The sequence below is a fragment of the Pseudomonas petrae genome (genome assembly GCF_021728295.1).
Lineage (GTDB): Bacteria > Pseudomonadota > Gammaproteobacteria > Pseudomonadales > Pseudomonadaceae > Aquipseudomonas > Aquipseudomonas petrae.
Window position 1 is genome coordinate 35565 of the sequence record NZ_JAKJXE010000022.1, and the last position, 20471, is coordinate 56035.

General features: G+C 61.9%; 17 protein-coding genes. 9 read left to right on the plus strand and 8 right to left on the minus strand.

The annotated features are described in order from the left end of the window. Positions 1-91: 91 nt before the first annotated feature. On the minus strand, positions 92-3007 hold the full coding sequence (locus tag L4G42_RS25085) for a ribonucleoside-diphosphate reductase subunit alpha (protein WP_237254649.1): 2916 nt from the start codon (positions 3005-3007) through the stop codon (positions 92-94). 1015 nt (positions 3008-4022) lie between these two features. Here L4G42_RS25085 and L4G42_RS25090 point away from each other — a divergent pair. Genes L4G42_RS25090 through fhuF form a run of 3 tightly spaced genes read left to right on the plus strand, consistent with a single transcriptional unit; the run spans position 4023 to position 7135 of the window. Beyond that, the gene (locus L4G42_RS25090) at positions 4023-4760 is read left to right on the plus strand and encodes a response regulator (RefSeq protein WP_237254650.1); all 738 of its coding nucleotides are present in this window, start codon (positions 4023-4025) and stop codon (positions 4758-4760) included. Positions 4761-4763: 3 nt separating this feature from the next. After that, positions 4764-6404: an ATP-binding protein gene (locus L4G42_RS25095; protein ID WP_237260027.1), complete on the plus strand. Its 1641-nt coding sequence runs from the start codon at positions 4764-4766 to the stop codon at positions 6402-6404. Beyond that, positions 6362-7135 carry a siderophore-iron reductase FhuF gene (fhuF, locus tag L4G42_RS25100; RefSeq protein ID WP_237254652.1) on the plus strand — a complete coding sequence of 258 codons (774 nt, stop codon included), beginning with the start codon at positions 6362-6364 and terminating at the stop codon, positions 7133-7135. The genes L4G42_RS25095 and fhuF overlap by 43 nt, the downstream gene beginning before the upstream one ends. Here fhuF and L4G42_RS25105 read toward each other — a convergent pair. Then, a complete protein-coding gene (locus L4G42_RS25105) occupies positions 7086-7811 on the minus strand; it encodes a 4'-phosphopantetheinyl transferase family protein (RefSeq protein WP_237254653.1) in 726 nt (241 codons plus the stop codon). The two genes, fhuF and L4G42_RS25105, sit on opposite strands and share 50 nt — an antisense overlap. A gap of 886 nt (positions 7812-8697) precedes the next feature. Here L4G42_RS25105 and L4G42_RS25110 point away from each other — a divergent pair. From L4G42_RS25110 to L4G42_RS25130, 5 genes are all read left to right on the plus strand, one after another. After that, positions 8698-9126, plus strand: coding sequence for a hypothetical protein (locus L4G42_RS25110; RefSeq protein WP_237254654.1), 429 nt, complete (start codon positions 8698-8700; stop codon positions 9124-9126). Positions 9127-9252: 126 nt separating this feature from the next. Further along, positions 9253-9930 (plus strand): response regulator transcription factor, encoded by a 678-nt coding sequence (locus tag L4G42_RS25115; protein WP_237254655.1) that lies wholly within the window; start codon positions 9253-9255, stop codon positions 9928-9930. Next, positions 9927-11270, plus strand: coding sequence for an ATP-binding protein (locus L4G42_RS25120; RefSeq protein ID WP_237254656.1), 1344 nt, complete (start codon positions 9927-9929; stop codon positions 11268-11270). The genes L4G42_RS25115 and L4G42_RS25120 overlap by 4 nt, the downstream gene beginning before the upstream one ends. 299 nt (positions 11271-11569) lie before the next feature. Continuing rightward, positions 11570-12907, plus strand: a complete 1338-nt coding sequence (locus L4G42_RS25125) for a dicarboxylate/amino acid:cation symporter (protein WP_237254657.1) — start codon at positions 11570-11572, stop codon at positions 12905-12907. Between the two features lie 108 nt (positions 12908-13015). Continuing rightward, positions 13016-14197, plus strand: coding sequence for a CaiB/BaiF CoA transferase family protein (locus L4G42_RS25130; protein WP_237254658.1), 1182 nt, complete (start codon positions 13016-13018; stop codon positions 14195-14197). A 9-nt stretch (positions 14198-14206) separates the two neighbouring features. Here L4G42_RS25130 and L4G42_RS25135 read toward each other — a convergent pair whose 3' ends face one another. Further along, positions 14207-14701, minus strand: coding sequence for a SprT family zinc-dependent metalloprotease (locus tag L4G42_RS25135; protein ID WP_237254659.1), 495 nt, complete (start codon positions 14699-14701; stop codon positions 14207-14209). Positions 14702-14784: 83 nt separating this feature from the next. After that, positions 14785-15387, minus strand: a complete 603-nt coding sequence (locus L4G42_RS25140) for a Yip1 family protein (RefSeq protein WP_237254660.1) — start codon at positions 15385-15387, stop codon at positions 14785-14787. Between the two features lie 312 nt (positions 15388-15699). Between L4G42_RS25140 and ttcA the strand changes: the two genes are divergently transcribed. Then, positions 15700-16524, plus strand: a complete 825-nt coding sequence (gene ttcA / locus L4G42_RS25145) for a tRNA 2-thiocytidine(32) synthetase TtcA (RefSeq protein ID WP_237254661.1) — start codon at positions 15700-15702, stop codon at positions 16522-16524. A 166-nt stretch (positions 16525-16690) separates the two neighbouring features. Here ttcA and L4G42_RS25150 read toward each other — a convergent pair whose 3' ends face one another. The 4 genes from L4G42_RS25150 to L4G42_RS25165 all read right to left on the minus strand — a co-directional run bounded on the left by L4G42_RS25150 (position 16691) and on the right by L4G42_RS25165 (position 20469). Next, positions 16691-17608, minus strand: coding sequence for a dihydrodipicolinate synthase family protein (locus L4G42_RS25150; RefSeq protein ID WP_237254662.1), 918 nt, complete (start codon positions 17606-17608; stop codon positions 16691-16693). A 231-nt stretch (positions 17609-17839) separates the two neighbouring features. Continuing rightward, a complete protein-coding gene (locus tag L4G42_RS25155; protein WP_237254663.1) occupies positions 17840-18877 on the minus strand; it encodes a trans-3-hydroxy-L-proline dehydratase in 1038 nt (345 codons plus the stop codon). A gap of 226 nt (positions 18878-19103) precedes the next feature. Continuing rightward, positions 19104-19826, minus strand: coding sequence for an amino acid ABC transporter ATP-binding protein (locus tag L4G42_RS25160; protein ID WP_237254664.1), 723 nt, complete (start codon positions 19824-19826; stop codon positions 19104-19106). Further along, entirely contained in the window at positions 19819-20469 is a 651-nt protein-coding gene (locus L4G42_RS25165) for an amino acid ABC transporter permease (protein ID WP_237254665.1), read from the minus strand. Before L4G42_RS25165 ends, L4G42_RS25160 begins: the two co-directional genes overlap by 8 nt. Positions 20470-20471 lie beyond the last annotated feature (2 nt).

Below are 20471 nucleotides of genomic sequence, written 5' to 3' on the forward strand. Positions count from 1 at the left end.
GCCGGGAGCGTTTGGCTCCCGGGTCGCGATGTTGCGTGAACTGCTTCGCGGGCAAGCGCGCTCCTACAGGAGGAGGCGCTTGTCAGGGGGGTTACTGGCAGGCTTCGCAGTCCGGCTCGTCGATCGCGCAGGCTTTAGGCACTGGCGCGGGACCGGCCGGTCCCGCTTCGGCTGGACGCGGGGCGGTGATCGCCGAGTCGTCCGGGCCGTGGCCACCGCTGGAAACGGCGTTCAGCTTGCCGGTGTTGATGGTCGACTTCTCGGTGCTGGTCGCGGCCAGGGCACGGAGGTAGTAAGTGGTTTTGAGACCACGGTACCAGGCCATGCGGTAGGTCACGTCCAGCTTCTTGCCCGATGCGCCGGCGATGTACAGGTTCAGCGACTGCGCCTGGTCGATCCACTTCTGACGACGGCTGGCCGCGTCAACGATCCACTTGGTGTCCACTTCGAAGGCCGTTGCGTAGAGGTCTTTCAACTCCTGCGGGATGCGCTCGATCTGCTGCACCGAACCGTCGTAGTACTTCAGGTCGTTAATCATGACCGAGTCCCACAGGTCGCGGGCTTTCAGGTCGCGAACCAGGTACGGATTGATCACGGTGAATTCGCCCGACAGGTTCGATTTCACGTACAGGTTCTGGTAAGTCGGTTCGATCGACTGCGACACGCCGGTGATGTTGGCGATGGTGGCGGTCGGTGCGATGGCCATGATGTTCGAGTTACGAATGCCTTTCTGAACGCGAGCACGCACGGGCGCCCAGTCCAGGCTTTCGTTGAGGTCGACGTCGATGTACTTCTGGCCACGCTGTTCGATCAGGATCTGTTGCGAATCCAGCGGCAGGATGCCTTTGGACCACAGGGAACCCTGGAACGTCTCGTAGGCACCGCGCTCGTCCGCCAGATCGCAGGACGCCTGGATCGCGTAGTAGCTGACAGCTTCCATCGAACGGTCGGCAAATTCCACGGCCGCATCGGAACCGTAAGGAATGTGCTGCAGGTACAGCGCGTCCTGGAAGCCCATGATGCCCAGACCAACCGGACGGTGACGGAAGTTGGAGTTCCTCGCTTGCGGCACCGAGTAGTAGTTGATGTCGATCACGTTATCGAGCATGCGCACGGCAACGTCGATGGTGCGCTTGAGCTTGTCGGTGTCCAGCTTGCCGTCGACGATGTGGTTCGGCAGGTTGATCGAGCCCAGGTTGCAGACCGCGATCTCGTCCTTGTTGGTGTTCAGGGTGATCTCGGTGCACAGGTTCGAGCTGTGAACTACGCCGACGTGCTGCTGCGGGCTGCGCAGGTTGCACGGGTCCTTGAATGTCAGCCATGGGTGGCCGGTTTCGAACAGCATGGACAGCATTTTGCGCCACAGGTCTTTGGCCTGAATGGTCTTGAACAGCTTGACCTTGCCTGGGTACTCGGTCAGTGCTTCGTAGTACTCGTAGCGCTCTTCGAAGGCTTTACCGGTCAGGTCGTGCAGATCAGGCACTTCGGACGGTGAGAACAGGGTCCATTTGCCGTCGTCGAAGACACGCTTCATGAACAAGTCAGGGATCCAGTTGGCGGTGTTCATGTCGTGGGTACGACGACGATCATCACCGGTGTTCTTGCGCAGCTCGATGAACTCTTCGATGTCCATGTGCCAGGTTTCCAGGTACGCACAGACAGCGCCTTTGCGCTTGCCGCCCTGGTTCACGGCCACGGCCGTGTCGTTGACCACTTTCAGGAACGGCACGACGCCCTGGGATTTGCCGTTGGTGCCCTTGATGTAAGAGCCCAGCGCGCGAACCGGGGTCCAGTCGTTGCCCAGACCGCCTGCGAATTTGGACAGCATGGCGTTGTCGTGGATGGCGTGGTAAATGCCCGACAGGTCATCCGGAACGGTGGTCAGGTAGCAGCTCGACAGCTGTGGACGCAGGGTGCCAGCGTTGAACAGTGTCGGGGTCGAGGCCATGTAGTCGAAGGACGACAACAGGTTGTAGAACTCGATGGCGCGGTCTTCGCGGGCTTTCTCTTCGATCGCCAGGCCCATGGCCACACGCATGAAGAAGATCTGCGGCAGTTCGAAACGGATGCCGTCTTTATGGATGAAGTAACGGTCGTACAGGGTTTGCAGGCCCAGGTAGGTGAACTGCTGGTCGCGCTCGTGGTTGATCGCTTTGCCCAGTTTTTCCAGGTCAAATTCGGCCAGCACCGGGTTCAGCAGTTCGAACTGGATGCCTTTCTCGACGTAAGCCGGCAGCGCCTTGGCGTACAGGTCGACCATTTCGTGGTGAGTGGCGCTTTCGGCGACACCGAGGAAACCCAGGCCTTCGGCACGCAGGGTGTCCATCAGCAGGCGGGCGGTGACGAACGAGTAGTTCGGCTCACGCTCAACCAGGGTGCGCGCGGTCATCACCAGTGCGGTGTTGACGTCGGTCAGCGCCACGCCGTCGTACAGGTTTTTCAGGGTTTCGCTCTGGATCAGGTTGGCGTCAACCTCGGCCAGGCCTTCGCACGCTTCGGTGACGATGGTGTTCAGGCGGCCCATGTCCAGCGGCGCGAGGCTGCCGTCTTTGGCGGTGATGCGAATCGACGGGTGCGCGTGCACAGTGGTTTCGCCAGCCGTGCGACCGGCACGCTCCTTGGAGCGCTCGTTGCGGTAGATCACGTAGTCGCGGGCAACTTTCTGCTCGCCGGCGCGCATCAGCGCCAGTTCGACCTGATCCTGGATTTCTTCGATGTGGATGGTGCCGCCCGACGGCATGCGACGCTTGAAGGTCGCGGAGACCTGTTCGGTCAGGCGCGCAACGGTGTCGTGGATACGCGACGAAGCGGCAGCGGTGCCGCCTTCAACTGCGAGAAAGGCCTTGGTGATGGCGACGGTGATCTTGTCATCGGTGTACGCAACGACGGTGCCGTTACGCTTGATCACACGCAGCTGACCCGGAGCGGTGGCGGACAGGTCCTGCTGGGTCGCACCTGTCTGCGGCGCGGTGGCCTGCGGATTCTCGCGAGTTGTGTCGGTTTGCATGGGTGTCTCCACGTTCTCTAAGTTTGTTTGGGCGCGACGTGCGCGCCCACCGTTTCGTCTTGCGGCAGTGAACCGACAAATGTCAGGCCATGACTTCAGGACGAATGGGAAGGTGGATTTACCCTCCCTGGCGTTGAAGTCGAAAAGGGTGCCGGACTTGAGCCCGTCACCCGAAAAACTGTTGCAGAATGCGCGTGTGATGTTGCAACACGTGTGCCGCTGCGCGCAGATCCCAAGGCTGGGTGGTCTGCCATTCGCGCTGGCGGGGTAGAGCGGTGGATTCGGCGGTTATTCAGCCATTCCTGCACACGTAATGCGCGAGAAAAAAACCTTGAAATGGCGCCCTGACTTGTGTTTGAGATTTGGGCGAAAACCCCACATGTAGGGTCTCCGCCGTCGAAGGGCTACAAGATATGCGTTTCGGACACTTACTGCAACGCATGACCTGTGGATAAAGCTGTGTGTAATTTGTGTGTGAAACGGTGAAATCCCGTGTAGGCCGCATGGCGTCTGGGATGGGCCGCTGGTCACTGTTTTTTCATCGTGGAAAACGCCGGCGAAAAACAATTGCCCGGTTTTTTGCGGGCGCGAACGCTATCACAAAAAACGTATTTGGCAAGGGCGGTTGTCGGCGCATTTGCGGAAGATTTCTCGTCGTTCCAGACCGCCACCGTGTCGCGCAGTAAACGCTATTCATGTGCGAGTGAGCTTGCTGGCGAAAGCGGTGGGTCAGGCGAAATTGGTGGCGCAGGCAGACCGCATTCGCGGGCAAGCGCGCTCCTACAGTGGATTTGCGTCGAATCCAATAATCGCGGTCATTCGCAAAATCGGTTTGCAGCAAACGCAAAATCCAAAGACGCCCGCAAAATCTGTAGGAGCCGGCTTGCTGGCGAATGCGTTGTGTCCGCCGCCCGATTTGCCCATGATCGGGCGCATCGCCGGCAAGCGCGCCACGCCTTCGGCAGAAGCACATCACAAGACACCTATTAATAAGAACAACACCAGGAGCCTCACCGTGCAGCAACAACCCTGGCAGGTGCTGATCGTCGAGGATGACCAGCGGCTGGCCGAGCTCACCCGCGACTACCTCGAAAACAACGGCCTGCGCGTGAGCCTGGAAGGGGATGGCGCGCGGGCGGCGCAGCGAATCATCGACGAGCAGCCGGATCTGGTGATCCTCGACCTCATGCTGCCCGGCGAAGACGGCCTGAGCATCTGCCGCAAAGTGCGCAGCCACTACGACGGCCCGATCCTGATGCTCACCGCGCGCACCGACGACAGCGACCAGATTCAGGGTCTGGACATGGGCGCTGACGACTACGTCGGCAAACCGGTGCATCCCCGGGTTCTGCTTGCGCGCATCCATGCGTTGTTAAGGCGCAGCGAAACCGTCGAAAGCCCCGTCCAGGAACAGCGCCGGCTGGAATTCGGCGCGCTGGTGGTGGACAACACCCTGCGCGAAGCCTGGCTCAACGACCAGAGCGTCGAACTGACCAGCGCCGAATTCGACCTGTTGTGGCTGTTGGTCGCCAATGCCGGGCGCATTCTCTCTCGCGAAGAAATCTTTACCGCCCTGCGCGGCGTCGGCTACGACGGCCAGGACCGCTCCATCGACGTGCGCATCTCGAAAATCCGCCCGCGCATCGGTGACGACCCGGATCACCCGCGCCTGATCAAGACCGTGCGCAACAAGGGTTACCTGTTTGTGCCCCACGCGGCCGCGCAACTGCCCTCCCTCAAGCGCGACGGCTGACCGATGAATTCCATTTTCCTGCGCATCTATGGCGGCATGCTTGGCGTTCTGGTGCTGGTGGCGTTGCTGGGCGTGCTGACCCTGCATCTGGTCAATGCCGTGCGCGCCGATCACTACCGCGAGCAGTTGGCCCACGGTACGTTCACGCTGATGGCCGACAATCTGCGGGGCATGAACGACATCGAACGCACCCGCGCCCTCGCCGTGTGGGAGCGTCTGCTGGGCATCCCGCTGACCTTGGAAACCGCCGAGCACGCGTATCTGGACGGCAGCGCGCGCAGCCGGCTGAGTCGAGGGCAGGTGGTGGTCGAGCAGACCGGGCCTCATGCCGCGCGAGTGTTTCGGGAGGTCGAGCCTGCGGTGTCGGGCAACCCGTCCAGCGGTTTGCTGCTGACCGGCGAGGTGCGGCAGATCAGCGAGCAACTGGCCCGCGCGACGATCTTTCTGTTGCTGGATGAGCTGGTGCGTCTGCCGGTCAATGAGCAACCGGCGCGGCTTGAAGCGTTGCGCCAGAGCAAGGGTTTCGGCTTCGACATGCAGCTGATCCGGCTGGAGAAGCTGGATGTCGACGATGACCAGCGTCGGCGCATCGACGAGGGCGACACGGTGATGGCGCTGGGCAAGGGCGGCGATTCGATCCGCGTGCTGTCCGGCGTCGGCGAAACCCCGTGGGTGCTGGAGATCGGCCCGCTGTTCCAGATGAACCCCTATCCGCCGGAGCTGCTGATCCTCATCGCGTTTCTCGGTCTGTGCCTGATCGGCCTGGTTGTGTACCTGCTGGTGCGTCGGCTTGAGCATCGGCTGCGCGGGCTGGAAGCGGCGGCCACGCAGATCGCCCAGGGCAGCCTGGAAACCCGCGTGCCCGCAGCGGGCGCTGATTCGGTCGGGCGGCTGGCGTTGGCGTTCAATGGCATGGCCGAGCATCTGCAGCGTTCGCTGATGATCCAGCGCGAGCTAGTGCGCGCGGTGTCCCACGAGCTGCGCACGCCGGTGGCGCGGTTGCGTTTCGGGCTGGAAATGATCAACGACGCCACGACCCCGGAAGCGCGGCATAAATACATGGTCGGCATGGACAGCGATATTCAGGACCTCGACAAGCTGGTTGACGAGATGCTCACCTACGCGCGCCTGGAGCAGGGCGCGCCGACCCTGAATTTCCAGCGCATCGACCTCGACGCCCTGATCGATCAGGTGATTGCCGAACTGGCCCCGCTGCGGCCGCATATCAGTGTCAGGCGCGGGGAGTGCGTTGATGCGCTGCATCGTATCGGATCAGGGGAAGAGCATTGGGTCGAGGCCGAGCCGCGTTACTTGCACCGGGCGCTGCAGAATCTGGTGAGCAATGCCATGCGCCACGCCGAGTCGGAGGTGCGCATCGGTTATCAGCTGAGTGAGGAGCGCTGTCGCATCGACGTCGAAGATGACGGCCCCGGCGTGCCGGAAAGTGCCTGGGAGCGCATCTTTACGCCCTTCATGCGCCTGGACGACAGCCGCACCCGGGCGTCGGGCGGGCATGGGTTGGGGTTGTCGATCGTGCGCCGCATCATTCACTGGCATGGCGGCCGTGCGCTGATCGGGCGCAGTCAGACCTTGGGTGGCGCGTGTTTCAGCCTGGCCTGGCCGCGTCAGCAGGGGGAGGCGTGATGTTCGAAGGGGCGCTGGCCGGGTTTGCCCGCACGGTGGTGATCGATGAAACGCGGCCTGTGTTGCCGCTGACCGAGCTGTTGCGGGATGACGCTCTGGATCGCTTGCTGCTGAAGGTGTATGGGCCGGAGCTGGTGAAGGACCAGTTGCCGGTGCTGGTCTCGCAATGGATGAAGTATTACGCGATGCAGCTGATTCCGCCGGTGGTGGTGGCGAGTCTGGCCCATGGCCTGGGGTGGCCGTTGGGGCTAGACCGGCTGAGTTTCGCCCTGCACGAACGTGGCTATCTGGATGGAGTGCGGTTCGAGGGGGCCATGACGCATGTGTCGGCTTCGGATGACCCGTTCGAGCGTTTTGCGACGCTGCTGGCGAATCTGCAGCAGGTGATCGACCGCATGAGTGCCTACGGTGATGTGCCGGCGGCGGTGCTGTGGGGCAACGCCGGGGATTATCTGGAAACCTGCTTGCGGCAATTGTCCGCGGCGAGCGACGTTTCCGTTGTTCCGGGGTATGGGCTGTTGCGTGAAAGGCTGAGGCCGGATGGGCGGCGCAATCCGCTGTTCAACGCCGTTAGCTATAGAGAGAGGGAGGGGCAGACGGTCCGGCAGAGGCGCACGTGCTGCCTGAGTTATCGGGTGGAATGGGTGGGGCGGTGTGAGCATTGTCCTTTGGACGCGGCCGTCAGCCCCGAATCGCCACCAGACTCAATAGCTGCCCGTCCTGCACACTGAACTGTGCTTCCAGCTCCTTGCCGTTATGCCATTCCTTCGACAGATCGATTGTCAGCCGCAGCCGCGCGTTGCCGTCGTCTGACCATTCCAGCAGTTCGGCGTCCTCGAAATAAAAGCGCTTGAGCACGATGGGGTAGAGCGCCTTGAACAGGCTTTCTTTCAGGGAAAAGGTCAGGGTGACGACCTTGGCCGCTTGATGTTCGGACCCAGCGTTCAGGCGCTGCATTTCTGCCGGAGTCAGAATCTCCCCGGCCAGGCGCACGGCGCGCTCGTTGCTCATCAACTGTTCCACGTCCAGCCCCAATCCGCGCCAGTCCGTTTTGCGCGCAACGATCGCGGCGGCCCAGCCGGTGCTGTGGGTGATCGAACCGGTGACGTCCGCAGGCCAGATCGGCGCGCGGTCTTCGCCGATCAGCGGCACCTGCAAACGCCCATCCAGCTGGCGCATCGCCTCCCGCGCGCACAAACGACCGGCAAGAAACTCCGTCTGCCGCTTGGCCACCGAACGCTGAATGGAGGCGGGCGGCTCGATGAGACAGCGCTGAAAATCGCCGTCGATGAGCTTTTGCGGATCGAACCGACTGCTCACCAACACCACATCCGCCAGCCCATGGGGCAAGGGCCAGTGAGCGGTGAGGGCGGGGCAACAGTCGGGCAGTGTCGGGGATCGAGTCATGCCCGGCATTCTGCCGGAACCGCAGTGTCGTGCGCAAAAATCGGTTTGCCGCCGAATGGAAGCGCGGCCGTCCGTACGTCGGTTTGCGGCGGACGCAAAACCAAAGGCATGCGCAAAACCTGTGGGAGCCGGCTTGCTGGCGAATGCGGTGGGTCAGACGAAATCGATGGCACAGGCAGATTGCATTCGCGGGCAAGCGCGCTCCTACAGTGGATCTGCGGCGACCGCGAGATCGCGGGCACCCGCAACACCAATTGTGGAGAACGCAAAACCAAAGGCATGCGCAAAACCTGTGGGAGCCGGCTTGCTGGCGAATGCGGTGGGTCAGACGAAATCGATGGCACAGGCAGATTGCATTCGCGGGCAAGCTCCTACAGTGGAGCTGCGGCGAGCGCGAGATCGTGGGCACCCGCAACACCAATTGTGGAGAACGCAAAACCAAAGGCATGCGCAAAACCTGTGGGAGCCGGCTTGCTGGCGAATGCGGTGTGTCAGGCGAAATCGATGGCACAGGCAGATCGCATTCGCGGGACAAGCCACGCTCCTACAGTGGATCTGCGGCGAGAGCGAGATCGTGGGCACCCGCAACACCAATTGTGGAGAACGCAAAACCAAAGGCATGCGCAAAACCTGTGGGAGCCGGCTTGCTGGCGAATGCGATGGGTCAGGCGAAATCGATGGCACAGGCAGATTGCATTCGCGGGCAAGCCACGCTCCTACAGGGGATCGGGGCAATCCTGGAGAGTTGGAGTGTGAGCACGGCCCATCAAAAAACCCCAATACACCGTTCAGCCCGGGTTCAGTGCGTGTTCAGGAGGGGTTCAGCGCTGGCTGCGTATGCTCCAAACCGTACCCAACAAGGCGCCTGGCGCCGGAGGACCTGCTCATGCTGACGTTCAATAAGCTCTTTCTGGCGCTGGCGTTCCTTGGCAGCAGCGCGGCGGCGCAAGCGGCTGATGGCAACGCGGACCTGTCCCGCACCGATTTCGGCAAGAACACCGAACGCGCCGACCGCATCAACGGCCTGCGCCGCAGTCTCACCACCAGCACCCAGGTCGGCAGTTGGAGCCAGACGTTCAGCCAGCAGCCTGCGGATGATCCCTACGCCGCCGGCTATGGAAATCTCACCGCCCGCGTCAACGGTGTGAGCGTGCAAACAGGCAATCTTCCGGCCGCTTACAACGTGCAGATGTCCTTGCCGGGCACGACTAGACTGTTCGAGACTCGCGGACCGGTCCGCACGCTGCAGCAACCCCCCTCGCTGAGCTTGAGCGAAAGCCCGCACACCTATTTACCCGTCCACCACATTTTATAAGCCGCCAGCCTGTTTTTCGCGGTGTCTGGATTGCACAATCGCTGCCGGGCTCGTCACACTGCACGCGCTCGGCAGCGTCGTTGGGACTCTTGAAACAAGAGGTATGCCTTTGCCTGGGAGAGCGTCATGAAATTGCTGGTTGTCGAAGATGAAGCCCTGCTGCGTCACCACCTGCAGACCCGCCTGACCGAAAGCGGTCACGTCGTCGAAGCGGTGGGCAACGCCGAGGAAGCGCTGTATCAGGCGGGCCAGTTCAACCACGATCTGGCGGTCATCGACCTGGGCCTGCCGGGTGTTGGCGGTCTCGACCTGATCCGTCAACTGCGCGCGCAGAACAAGGCCTTCCCGATCCTCATCCTGACCGCGCGCGGCAACTGGCAGGACAAAGTCGAAGGCCTGGCCGCCGGTGCCGACGACTACGTGGTCAAGCCGTTCCAGTTCGAAGAACTCGAAGCGCGCCTGAATGCCCTGCTGCGACGCTCCAGCGGATTCACCCACTCGACCATCGTCGCCGGCCCGCTGAGCCTGGACCTCAACCGCAAGCAAGCGTCCCTGAACGAACAGCCGCTGGCGCTGACCGCCTACGAGTACCGGATTCTCGAATACCTCATGCGTCACCACCAGCAAGTGGTGCCCAAGGAACGCCTGATGGAGCAGCTGTACCCCGACGACGACGAGCGCGACCCGAACGTGATCGAAGTGCTGGTGGGTCGGCTGCGGCGCAAGCTCGAAGGGCCCGCCGGCTTCAAACCGATCGACACCGTGCGTGGCCTCGGCTACCTGTTCACCGAGCGCTGTACATGATTCGTTCGCTGCGCCTTCGTCTGATGCTGGGCGCCGCGACTTTGGCCGTCATCTTCATGCTGCTGATGCTGCCGGCGCTGCAGAGCGCCTTCAGCCTGGCGCTGGAAAGCTCCATCGAAAAACGCCTGGCGTCGGACGTCACCACGCTCATCTCCGCCGCCCGCGTCGAAGACGACCACCTGCTGATGCCGTCGTTACTGCCCGGCGAACAATTCGCCCTGCCCGACAGCCGCTTGCTCGGCTACATCTACAACCGCGCCGGCAAACTGGTGTGGCGCTCCCGGGCCACCGAAGACGAAGCCATCGACTACCAGCCGCGCTATGACGGCCGCGGCAACGAATTCGCCAAGATTCGCCAGCCCAATGGCGAGGAGTTCTTCGTCTATGACGTCGAAATCAAACTGCTCGGCGGGCGTAACGCGGCTTTCAGCATCGTCGCCTTGCAACCGGTGCGCGAATACCAGGAAACCATCTCCGGCCTGCGCGAAAAACTCTACTTGGGTTTCGGCGGCGCGCTGCTGGTGCTGCTGATTCTGCTCTGGGGCGGGTTGACTTGGGGTTTGCGTGCGCTGCGCGGCATGAGTCAGGAACTCGATCAGGTCGAGGCCGGCTCGCGGGAAAGCCTCAGCGAAGAACACCCCAGCGAACTGCTGCGCCTGACCGATTCGCTCAACCGCCTGTTGCGCAGCGAACGTGAACAGCGCATTCGTTACCGCGACTCCCTCGACGACCTCGCCCACAGCCTGAAAACGCCGCTGGCCGTGTTGCAGGGCGTCAGCGAGCAGATCGCCAAACGGCCAGAAGATCTGGAGCAGGCGCGGATTCTGCAATCGCAGATCGAGCGCATGAGCCAGCAGATCAGCTACCAATTGCAGCGCGCCAGCCTGCGTAAAAGCGGGCTGGTGCGCTATCACGTGGCCCTCAAACCCGTGGTGCAAAGCCTGTGCAACACGCTGGAAAAGGTCTACCGCGACAAGCGTGTCAATGTGGTGCTCGACCTGCCGGACAACGGCCAGGTACAGATGGAGGAGGGCGCCTTGCTGGAAATGCTCGGCAACCTGCTGGAAAACGCCTACCGCCTGTGTCTCGGCGAAGTGCGCGTGAGCTGGCGGTCATCGATGATGGGCGACGAGTTGTGCATCGAAGACGACGGCCCGGGCGTTCCGGAAAGCCAGCGCGCCCGGATTCTCGAACGCGGCGAACGGCTGGACACGCAAAACCCGGGGCAGGGCATCGGCCTGGCAGTGGTCAAGGACATCATCGAAAGCTACGGCGCGCAGCTGACCCTGGGCGATTCGGAACTGGGCGGCGCGGCCTTCCGCATTCAGTTCGCCCTCTAAGCTCAAGCCGTTCGCACGCCTTTCGAGGCGGATACCCGCCAGTGTGGCGGGCGATTTGCCGATAAACGGCGGAAAACCGCCATCATCTTCCCGCCAATGGGTCTACCGTTAACCAGACGGTTCACGGAATCCGGGCCTGTCACACGATTTAACAACTATGGCACGGTGCTTGCGATGCACTGGGCAGAGGTCTGCCGCGCGCAGCTCGACAAAAACAAATCCCTCCGAGCAGGAGGGTTCGCACTTTAGGCGTCACTGCAACCGGAATGCTGCAGATCGATGCTCTTGAGGAAACTGCAATGACGACTCGTCAGCCCATCTATAAATCCCTGTATGCCCAGGTGATCGTCGCGATCATCGTCGGTATCGCGCTTGGTCACTGGTACCCCGAAACTGCCGTAACGCTCAAACCGCTGGGTGACGGGTTCATCAAACTGATCAAAATGGTCATTGCGCCGATCATCTTCTGCACCGTCGTCAGCGGCATCGCTGGCATGCAGAGCATGAAATCCGTGGGCAAGACCGGCGGCTACGCGCTGCTCTACTTCGAAATCGTCTCGACCATCTCGCTGATCATCGGCCTGATCGTGGTCAACGTCGTTCAGCCGGGCGCAGGCATGAACATCGACGTGTCCACCCTCGACGCGTCCAAGGTCGCGGCCTACGTGACCGCCGGTAAAGACCAGAGCATCGTCGGCTTCATCCTCAACGTTATCCCGAACACCATCGTCGGCGCCTTCGCCAACGGCGACATCCTGCAAGTGCTGATGTTCTCGGTGATCTTCGGTTTCGCCCTGCATCGCCTGGGTGCGTACGGCAAGCCGATCCTGGACTTCATCGATCGCTTCGCCCACATCATGTTCAACATCATCAACATGATCATGAAGCTCGCCCCGCTCGGCGCGCTGGGTGCCATGGCGTTCACCATCGGTGCCTACGGCGTCAGCTCGCTGGTGCAGCTGGGCCAACTGATGCTGTGCTTCTACATCACCTGCCTGCTGTTCGTGCTGCTGGTGCTGGGCTCCATCGCGCGCGCTCACGGCTTCAGCATCCTCAAATTGATCAAGTACATCCGCGAAGAACTGCTGATCGTGTTGGGTACCTCGTCGTCCGAGTCGGCGCTGCCACGCATGCTGATCAAGATGGAGCGTCTGGGCGCGAAGAAATCCGTGGTAGGTCTGGTGATCCCGACCGGTTACTCGTTCAACCTCGACGGTACCTCGATCTACCTGACCATGGCCGCGGTGTTCATCGCCCAGGCCACCAACACCCACATGGACATCACCCATCAGGTCACCCTGCTGCTGGTGCTGCTGCTGTCGTCCAAAGGTGCGGCAGGCGTGACCGGTTCCGGCTTCATCGTGCTGGCCGCCACCCTGTCTGCCGTGGGCACTCTGCCGGTTGCCGGTCTGGCGCTGATTCTGGGCATCGACCGCTTCATGTCCGAAGCCCGCGCCCTGACCAACCTGTGCGGCAACGCCGTGGCAACGCTGGTCGTGGCCAAGTGGGTCGGCGAGCTGGACGTTCCGCAGATGCAGGCTGAGCTGGCCTCCGGCGGTCGTGCCATCGACAACACCGCTCCGACCGACGACTTGGGTGTGGCCGAAGTCGCGCCTACCCCCGTTGTGCGTTCGTAACACGCGTTAGCGGTAAAGGTTGTTGAAAAAGCCTGTCTTCGGACAGGCTTTTTTTATGGGCGAATCGCACCTACTCTGAGCCACCCGCCGGCCATCAGAGAACGCCCCATGCAAGGTCCGCTGTCATCGCTCAAAGTCCTCGATTTCTCGACGTTGCTGCCCGGGCCGTTCGCTTCGCTGCTGCTGGCGGACATGGGCGCCGAGGTGTTGCGCATCGAATCACCCAACCGGCCGGACCTGCTTCGCGAATTGCCGCCCCACGACCATGGCGTTTCAGCCAGCCACGCCTACCTCAACCGCAACAAACGCAGCCTGGCGCTGGACCTCAAGCAGGCCCAGGCCATCGAGGTGGTCAAGCGACTGGTGGCGGATTACGACATTGTCCTGGAGCAGTTTCGGCCCGGTGTGATGGACCGGCTGGGGATTGGGTATGAGGCGTTGAAGGCGATCAATCCGCGTCTGATCTACGTCGCCATCACTGGCTATGGCCAAACCGGGCCTTACCGCGATCGCGCCGGCCACGACATCAATTACATGGCCGTGGCCGGGCTGGCCAGCCACACCGGCCGCAAGGACAGCGGGCCGTTGCCCTTGGGCGTGCAGGTCGCGGATGTCGCCGGCGGTTCGCTGCATGGGGTGATCGGTCTCCTCGCGGCGGTGGTCGCGCGCCATCAAACCGGGCAGGGCCAGTACGTCGACGTCAGCATGACCGATTGTGCGTTCAGCCTGAATGCCCTGGCCGGCGCGGGGTATCTGGCGGCCGGCATCGAGCCGGAGCGGGAGACGCAGATGCTCAACGGCGGCAGCTTCTACGATTACTACCGCAGTCGCGACGGCCGATGGTTTTCGGTGGGGGGCCTGGAGCCGGCGTTTCTTCACAGGATGTGTGCCGCGTTGGGGCGACCGGAGCTGGCGCGGCTTGGACTGTCGTTCGTGCCCGACGAACAGGCCTCGCTCAAGCACGAGCTGGAAATCGAGTTCGAGCGCCGCAGCTGTGCCGAGCTGGAGGAGCTGTTCGCCGGCATTGACGCCTGTGTCGAGCCGGTACTGAGTTTCTTAGAAGCGACGCAGCATCCGCACATTCAGGCGCGAGAGATGCTGTCGCAGGTTCCACGAGACGATGGCAGCGCTCAGATGCAGATGGCCTGCCCGGTGAAGTTTTCAGCGGGACTGCCCGCGCCCCGGCACATTGGCGTGGCCGTCGGTGCACACTCTGCGCAGGTGCTGACCGAAGCGGGGTTCAGCGCGCAAGAGATTGAGTCGATGGGTGAGGCGGGTGTGTTTGGATGAAGCGGGCGATTACTCCACCCGCGTCTCGCCGCTGAACACCAGAATCTCCCGGCAGCGCTTGCACAGATACCGGCGGCCCTTGCGCACCAGCTTGTGGCGCTGGGCGGTGAACGGGAAATCGCTTTCCGGGCATGGGCAACGGTAGATATAGCGGGTCACGCTGCGGCGCTGGATTTCGTAGGTGTGGCAGCGGTTCGGCGGCAGCTCGTAGACGCCGCGCATGATCAGCTGCCATTCCTCGCCATGGGGCTGAATGGTGTCGCCGAACAGTTGATGAGCGACCAGGTGCGCGACCTCGTGAGGGACGGTCTGGCGCAGAAAGTCTTCGCTGTTTTCGAGGTACAGCTTCGGATTGAAGCGCAGCATGTTCTCGTGCAGATGTGCAACGCCGGCCTTCTGGCCGCGCAGTTTGACGCTCACGACCGGGCGCTTGAAAGGGCGTTTGAAGAAATCTTCGGCTTGCTGGTAGCAGGATTCGACGCGGGTGTTGAGTGGTTCGAGCATGCTTCATCGGTCTCCAGAGGACGCGAGTATGCCGCAAAGCTTCTGTGCCGCCAAAACCCAAAGCGCCGAATGGTCACCCGGTACTAACTGGTGAATTCCGGCCCGATCCCGACGCCCCACAACACCACCGTAAACGCCATGATCGCCACCAACACCACCAGCCCGACCGCGAGCACCGAGCTTGAGAACATGAAGCCTTCGTCCGGGTGGACGCCCATGAACACCGGCAAACCGACGTACAGCAGGTACACCGTGTAGCAGACCGCCGCCAGCCCGACCATCATTCCCAGCCACATGTGCGGGTACAGCGCGGCCAGCCCGCCGATGAACAGCGGCGTCGCCGTGTAGGTCGCGAAGGCCACGCAGCGCGCCAGGCTGGGCGTGGCGTCATAGGTGCGCGCCATCCAGTGGATGAAGCCGCCCATGACGGCGACCCCGGCGAGCATGGCGATGTACGACATCAATGCCATCCACACCGCGCTGTCGCTGGTCAGCATGACCGGTGCCCGGTCGCCGATCTGCCAGCCCACCTGCGTCGTGCCGATGTACGCCGACACCGCCGGGATCGCCGCCAGTATCAGCGTGTGGGTGAGGTACAAGTGGCCGATGCTTTCTTCATCTTCGCCACGTATCTGTTGCCATTCCTGATCGGGGTGGGTGAACAGCCCCAAGACGTGATGGATCATGCCCGTTACTCCCGCGAAGTGTGCCGCCGCTTCCGACGAAGCGTCTGACCGCCAGACGCCGTCAGGGCAAGGCCACAATCGCTCAAGGGCTGCGACCTCTCAGGCCAGTATAGGAAGCTGAGTACCCCGAAAACCGGCTGCTTTAGAGCGATTGAGGTGTTCAAGCATCCTGCTAATAGCGGTTGGTCATGAACGCTCGGGGAAGTGCTTAAACTGTAGGATGGGCCGGCATTACCCAACTTGGGCTTTTTGCGTAAAATCCCGACCCTTTCCCCACGTCTCTTCACACCACAGCGAGCGGATACCAGCGCCATGGGCACCCTTTCAGTCAATCAGAACAAACTGCAGAAGCGTCTGCGTCGACTCGCGGGCGAAGCGGTGGCCGACTACAACATGATTGAAGAGGGCGACAAGGTGATGGTCTGCCTGTCCGGCGGCAAAGACAGTTACACGCTGCTGGATGTGCTGCTGCATTTGCAGAAAGTCGCGCCGATCCATTTCGATATCGTCGCGGTGAACATGGACCAGAAACAGCCGGGCTTCCCCGAACACGTCCTGCCGGCGTACCTGGAGCAACTGGGCGTCGAGTATCACATCGTCGAGAAAGACACCTATTCGGTGGTCAAGGAACTGGTCCCCGAGGGCCGGACCACGTGCTCGCTGTGTTCGCGCCTGCGTCGAGGCACGCTGTATACGTTTGCGGATGAAATCGGCGCGACCAAGATGGCCCTCGGTCATCACCGTGACGACATCGTCGAGACGTTCTTCCTGAACATGTTTTTCCAGGGCTGCATCAAGGCCATGCCGCCCAAGCTGCGCGCCGACGATGGCCGCAACGTGGTGATCCGTCCGCTGGCCTACTGCGCCGAGAAGGACATTCAGGCCTATTCGGACATCAAGCAATTCCCGATCATCCCGTGCAACCTGTGCGGCTCCCAGGAAAACCTGCAGCGTCAGGTGGTCAAGGACATGCTGCAGGAATGGGACCGCAAGACCCCGGGCCGCTCCGACATGATTTTCCGCAGCCTGCAGAACGTCCAGCCCTCGCAACTGGCGGACCGCAACCTGTTCGACTTCACCAACCTGCGCATCGACGAAACCGCTGCCTCGCGGTTTGTGAATGTGGTGAATGTGTAAGGCCTTGCGCTGTCCCCTGTAGGAGCGCGCTTGGTCTGGGCCGCATCCGGACGATTGCGGAGTGTCAGCCGCCAGAGGTGAACCTGACCCACCGCAATCGCGGGCAAGCGCGCTCCTACAATGAATTCGCGTCGTTATCAGACACCACATCGTTCGGCAGTCGTTTTTACAACCCCACATCCGGCAACACCGGCTTGTTCGCCAGCGCCGTCCTCATCAACTTCTCGACATATTCCCGATCACTGTCCGGCAGCGCCAGGCGTGGTGGGCGGGTGAGGGCGCTGCCGCGTTCCATGATCGCTTCGCACAGCTTGATGCACTGCACGAGGTCTGGACGCGCGTCCAGGTGCAGCAGCGGCATGAACCACTCATACAGCGCCATCGCCTCGGCAAAACGCCCGGCGTTGGCCAGACGGAACAACGTCTCGCCCTCTTTCGGGAAGGCGTTGGACATCCCCGACACCCAACCCACTGCGCCCACCGCAACGCTTTCCACCAACACGTCATCCAGGCCCGCAAACAGCACGAAGCGATCGCCGACTTCGTTGCGCACATCGATAAAGCGATTGGTGTTGCCCGATGAATCCTTGAAACACACGATGGTGTCGCAGTCCGCCAGGGAGATGAGGATGTCCGGCGTCACGTCGTTCTTGTAGATCGGCGGGTTGTTGTAAACCATCATCGGCAGGTCAGTGGCGGCGGCGACGGTGCGGAAGTGCGCGGCGGTCTCGAATGGCTTCGCCGAGTACACCAGCGCCGGCATCAGCATGATCCCATCGGCTCCGGCTTTCTGAACTTCTTTGGCAACAGCGCTGGCGTTGGCGCTGGTGAACTCGGCGATGCCCGAAATCACCGGCACGCGGCCGGCCGAGGCGTCTTTGGCGGCTTCCACCAGGCTGATCTTTTCAGCCACGCTCAATGAAGTGTTTTCCCCGACCGTGCCGCAGATCACCAGCCCCGACACGCCATCGCGCACCAGGTTGGAAATGACCTTATGGGTGGCCTCCAGATTGAGGGAAAAATCGTCGTTGAATTGCGTGGTAACGGCAGGGAAGACCCCGCTCCAGGATACGGACTGACTCATGGTTGACTCCTGATTGGATAAAGGTATTTCGTATACGTTTAAATTCGGACGAGTCACGCCCAATGATTGCTGCGTTTAACCGGTATTTCAGGCTCCCCCCGATCCCTGTAGGAGCGCGCTTGCCCGCGAATGCGGTGTGCCAGTCATCACATCCATTGCAGACACACCGCATTCGCGGGCAAGCGCGCTCCTACAGGGTAATGTGTTAGCCCGACGACTCAGGTGTTTCCATCACAACTTCAACCCCACCGGCCAGGTATCACTCAGCTTGTAACCCTCCGGCCACGGGTCGCTCGGGTCGAGCATGTGCTGGTGCGTCCCGGTGATCCACGCCCGCCCGGACAGGCTCGGGATGATTGCCTTGCGCCCGGCCACCTCGGTCTCGCTCTGAATCCTGCAGTGAAACTCCGAGCCAATGATCGAACGCCCGATAAACCGGTCGCCCACCTTCAACTGGCCCTTCGCATGCAACACCGCCAGCCGCGCCGAACACCCGGTGCCGCACGGCGAGCGGTCGATCTTGCCGGGGCGAATCACCACCGCGTTCGCCGCATTGGCCACGCCGCCGTCAAAGTTGACCGGCGCGGCGATCTGGCAGAAGGAAATATGATTCCAGTCCGTGTTCAACGGATGGCTGAACCCCAGTTGCTCGTTGGCGGCCTTGGTGATTTTCAGGCCGGTTTCCACCAGGTCCTTCGCTTCATCGGCGGTCAGGGAAAAGCCCAGCTTCACCGAATCGACGATGGCAAAACTGTCGCCGCCATAGGCGGTATCGACCTGAATCGACCCCAGGCCCGGCACCTCAATCCAGACATCCAACTGATCGGCGAACGACGGGTGGTTGTGCACCTCGACGCTCGTCACCTTGCCGTCGCGGCACTGGGCAATCGCCTCGATCAGCCCACCCGGCGCCTCAAGAATCAGGCGGGTTTCCGGCTCGGTCATCGGCAGGATCCCGCTGTCCAGCAGCACCGTCGCCACGCACAGGGAATTGGAGCCAGACATCGGCGGCACGTCGGCCGGCTCCATGATGATCCAGCCCATCTGCGCCTTCGGGTGCTTGGGCGGCACCAGCAGATTGACGTGGCGGAACACCCCGCCGCGCGGCTCGTTGAGCATGAAATTGCGCAGCACGTTGTCCTTCTCGATCCAGCGCGACTGCTCCCAGATCGTCTCCCCCGGCGGTGGCGCAACCCCGCCGACAATCACATCGCCCACCTCACCCTCGGCGTGACAACTGACCACATGAATCACTTTCGATGAGCGCATGACCTAAGGCCCTCCTGTAAAAAAATACTTATCGATTTGCTTGGGCTCATCAGAAAATGAGGCGAGCCTTCGATCTCACTTACGCTGGATGACTTGTGGGAGTGAGCTTGCTCACGAAGGGGCCGGTACATTCACATCCTCTCTGGCGCCTGCAATGCAGTCTTCGCGAGCAAGCTCACTCCTACAGGTGGTGGTTTCCATGGACGCCCTCCTTCAAGCCAACCCCCTAATTAATCGATCTCAAAAAATCCGCCGTCTCCGGCCGTTGCGGGTTGCCGATCACCTGATCCGGCGTGCCGATCTCATGCACCAGCCCATTGCGGAAAAACGCCACGCGGTCGGACACGTCCCGGGCGAAGCGGATTTCGTGGGTCACCAGAATCATCGTCATGCCGTCCTCCGCGAGCATGCGCATGGTGTCCAGCACCTCGCCCACCAGTTGCGGATCCAGCGCTGACGTCGCCTCGTCAAACAGCATGTAATCCGGCGACATCGCCAGCGCCCGGGCAATCGCCATGCGCTGTTGCTGGCCGCCCGACAACTTGCCGGGAAACACCTTGAGCTTGTCGCCCAGGCCCACATGGGTCAGTTGCTTGACCGCCAGCGCCTCGGCTTCGGCCTTGCTTTTGCCCAGCACCGTGCGCGGGGCCAGCATCACGTTTTCCAGCACCGTCAAATGGGGAAACGCATTCCACTGCTGAAAGACGATGCCGATCTTCTGCCGCAGCTTGTTGATGTCCGTGCCCCGGGCATGCACCTCGGTGCCGTCGACGCGAATGCTGCCGCTCTTGATCGATTCCAGCCCGTTGATGCACATCAGCAGCGTCGACTTGCCCGAGCCCGAACCGCCGATGATCGACACCACTTCGCCTTTCTTCACCTGCAGGCTCACGCCCTTGATGACCTCAAGCTCGCCGAATGACTTGTGCACGTTGTCGATCTCAATCATTTTCCTGCCACCTCGTTTCCAGCCGGGCGCCTAAACGGGCGACCACCAGACTCATGACGTAATAAATCAGGCCGGCGATGCACAGCACCAGCAGCGGCTCCTGAATGCGCGTGACGATGGTTTGCGAGGCGCGCAGCAGTTCGACGATGCCGATCCACATCACCAGCGCGGTGTCTTTCATCACCCCCAGCAGCAGGTTGATCCAGCCGGGAAACGCCACGCGGGTGGCCATCGGCATGACGATCTGGCGCAGGTCCTGCCAGTACGTCAGCCCCAGCGAACGGCTGGCGCGGCGCAGGGTGAGCGGCACCGACAGCACACCGCTGCGCACGATCTCCGTGCAGTACGCGGTGACATACAAGCCCAGCACAACGCAGGCGACGGCGAAGGCGCTCCAGTTCAGGCCGACGATGCTTTTCAGTGCGTTGAACAGCACGAACTGAATCAGCAACGGCACGCTGCGAAACACGTCCAGCAGCCACGCCAGCGGGATGGTGCTGCGCGGCAGCAGGGCGCGGGCCATGCCGCAGACCACCCCGGCCAGCGTGCCGATGATCATCGACACCACCGTCAGCAAAATCGTGACCCAGGCGCCCTGAAGGATGAATTGCAGGTCGTTCCAGGTGAACGTGCTCTCGAACATGC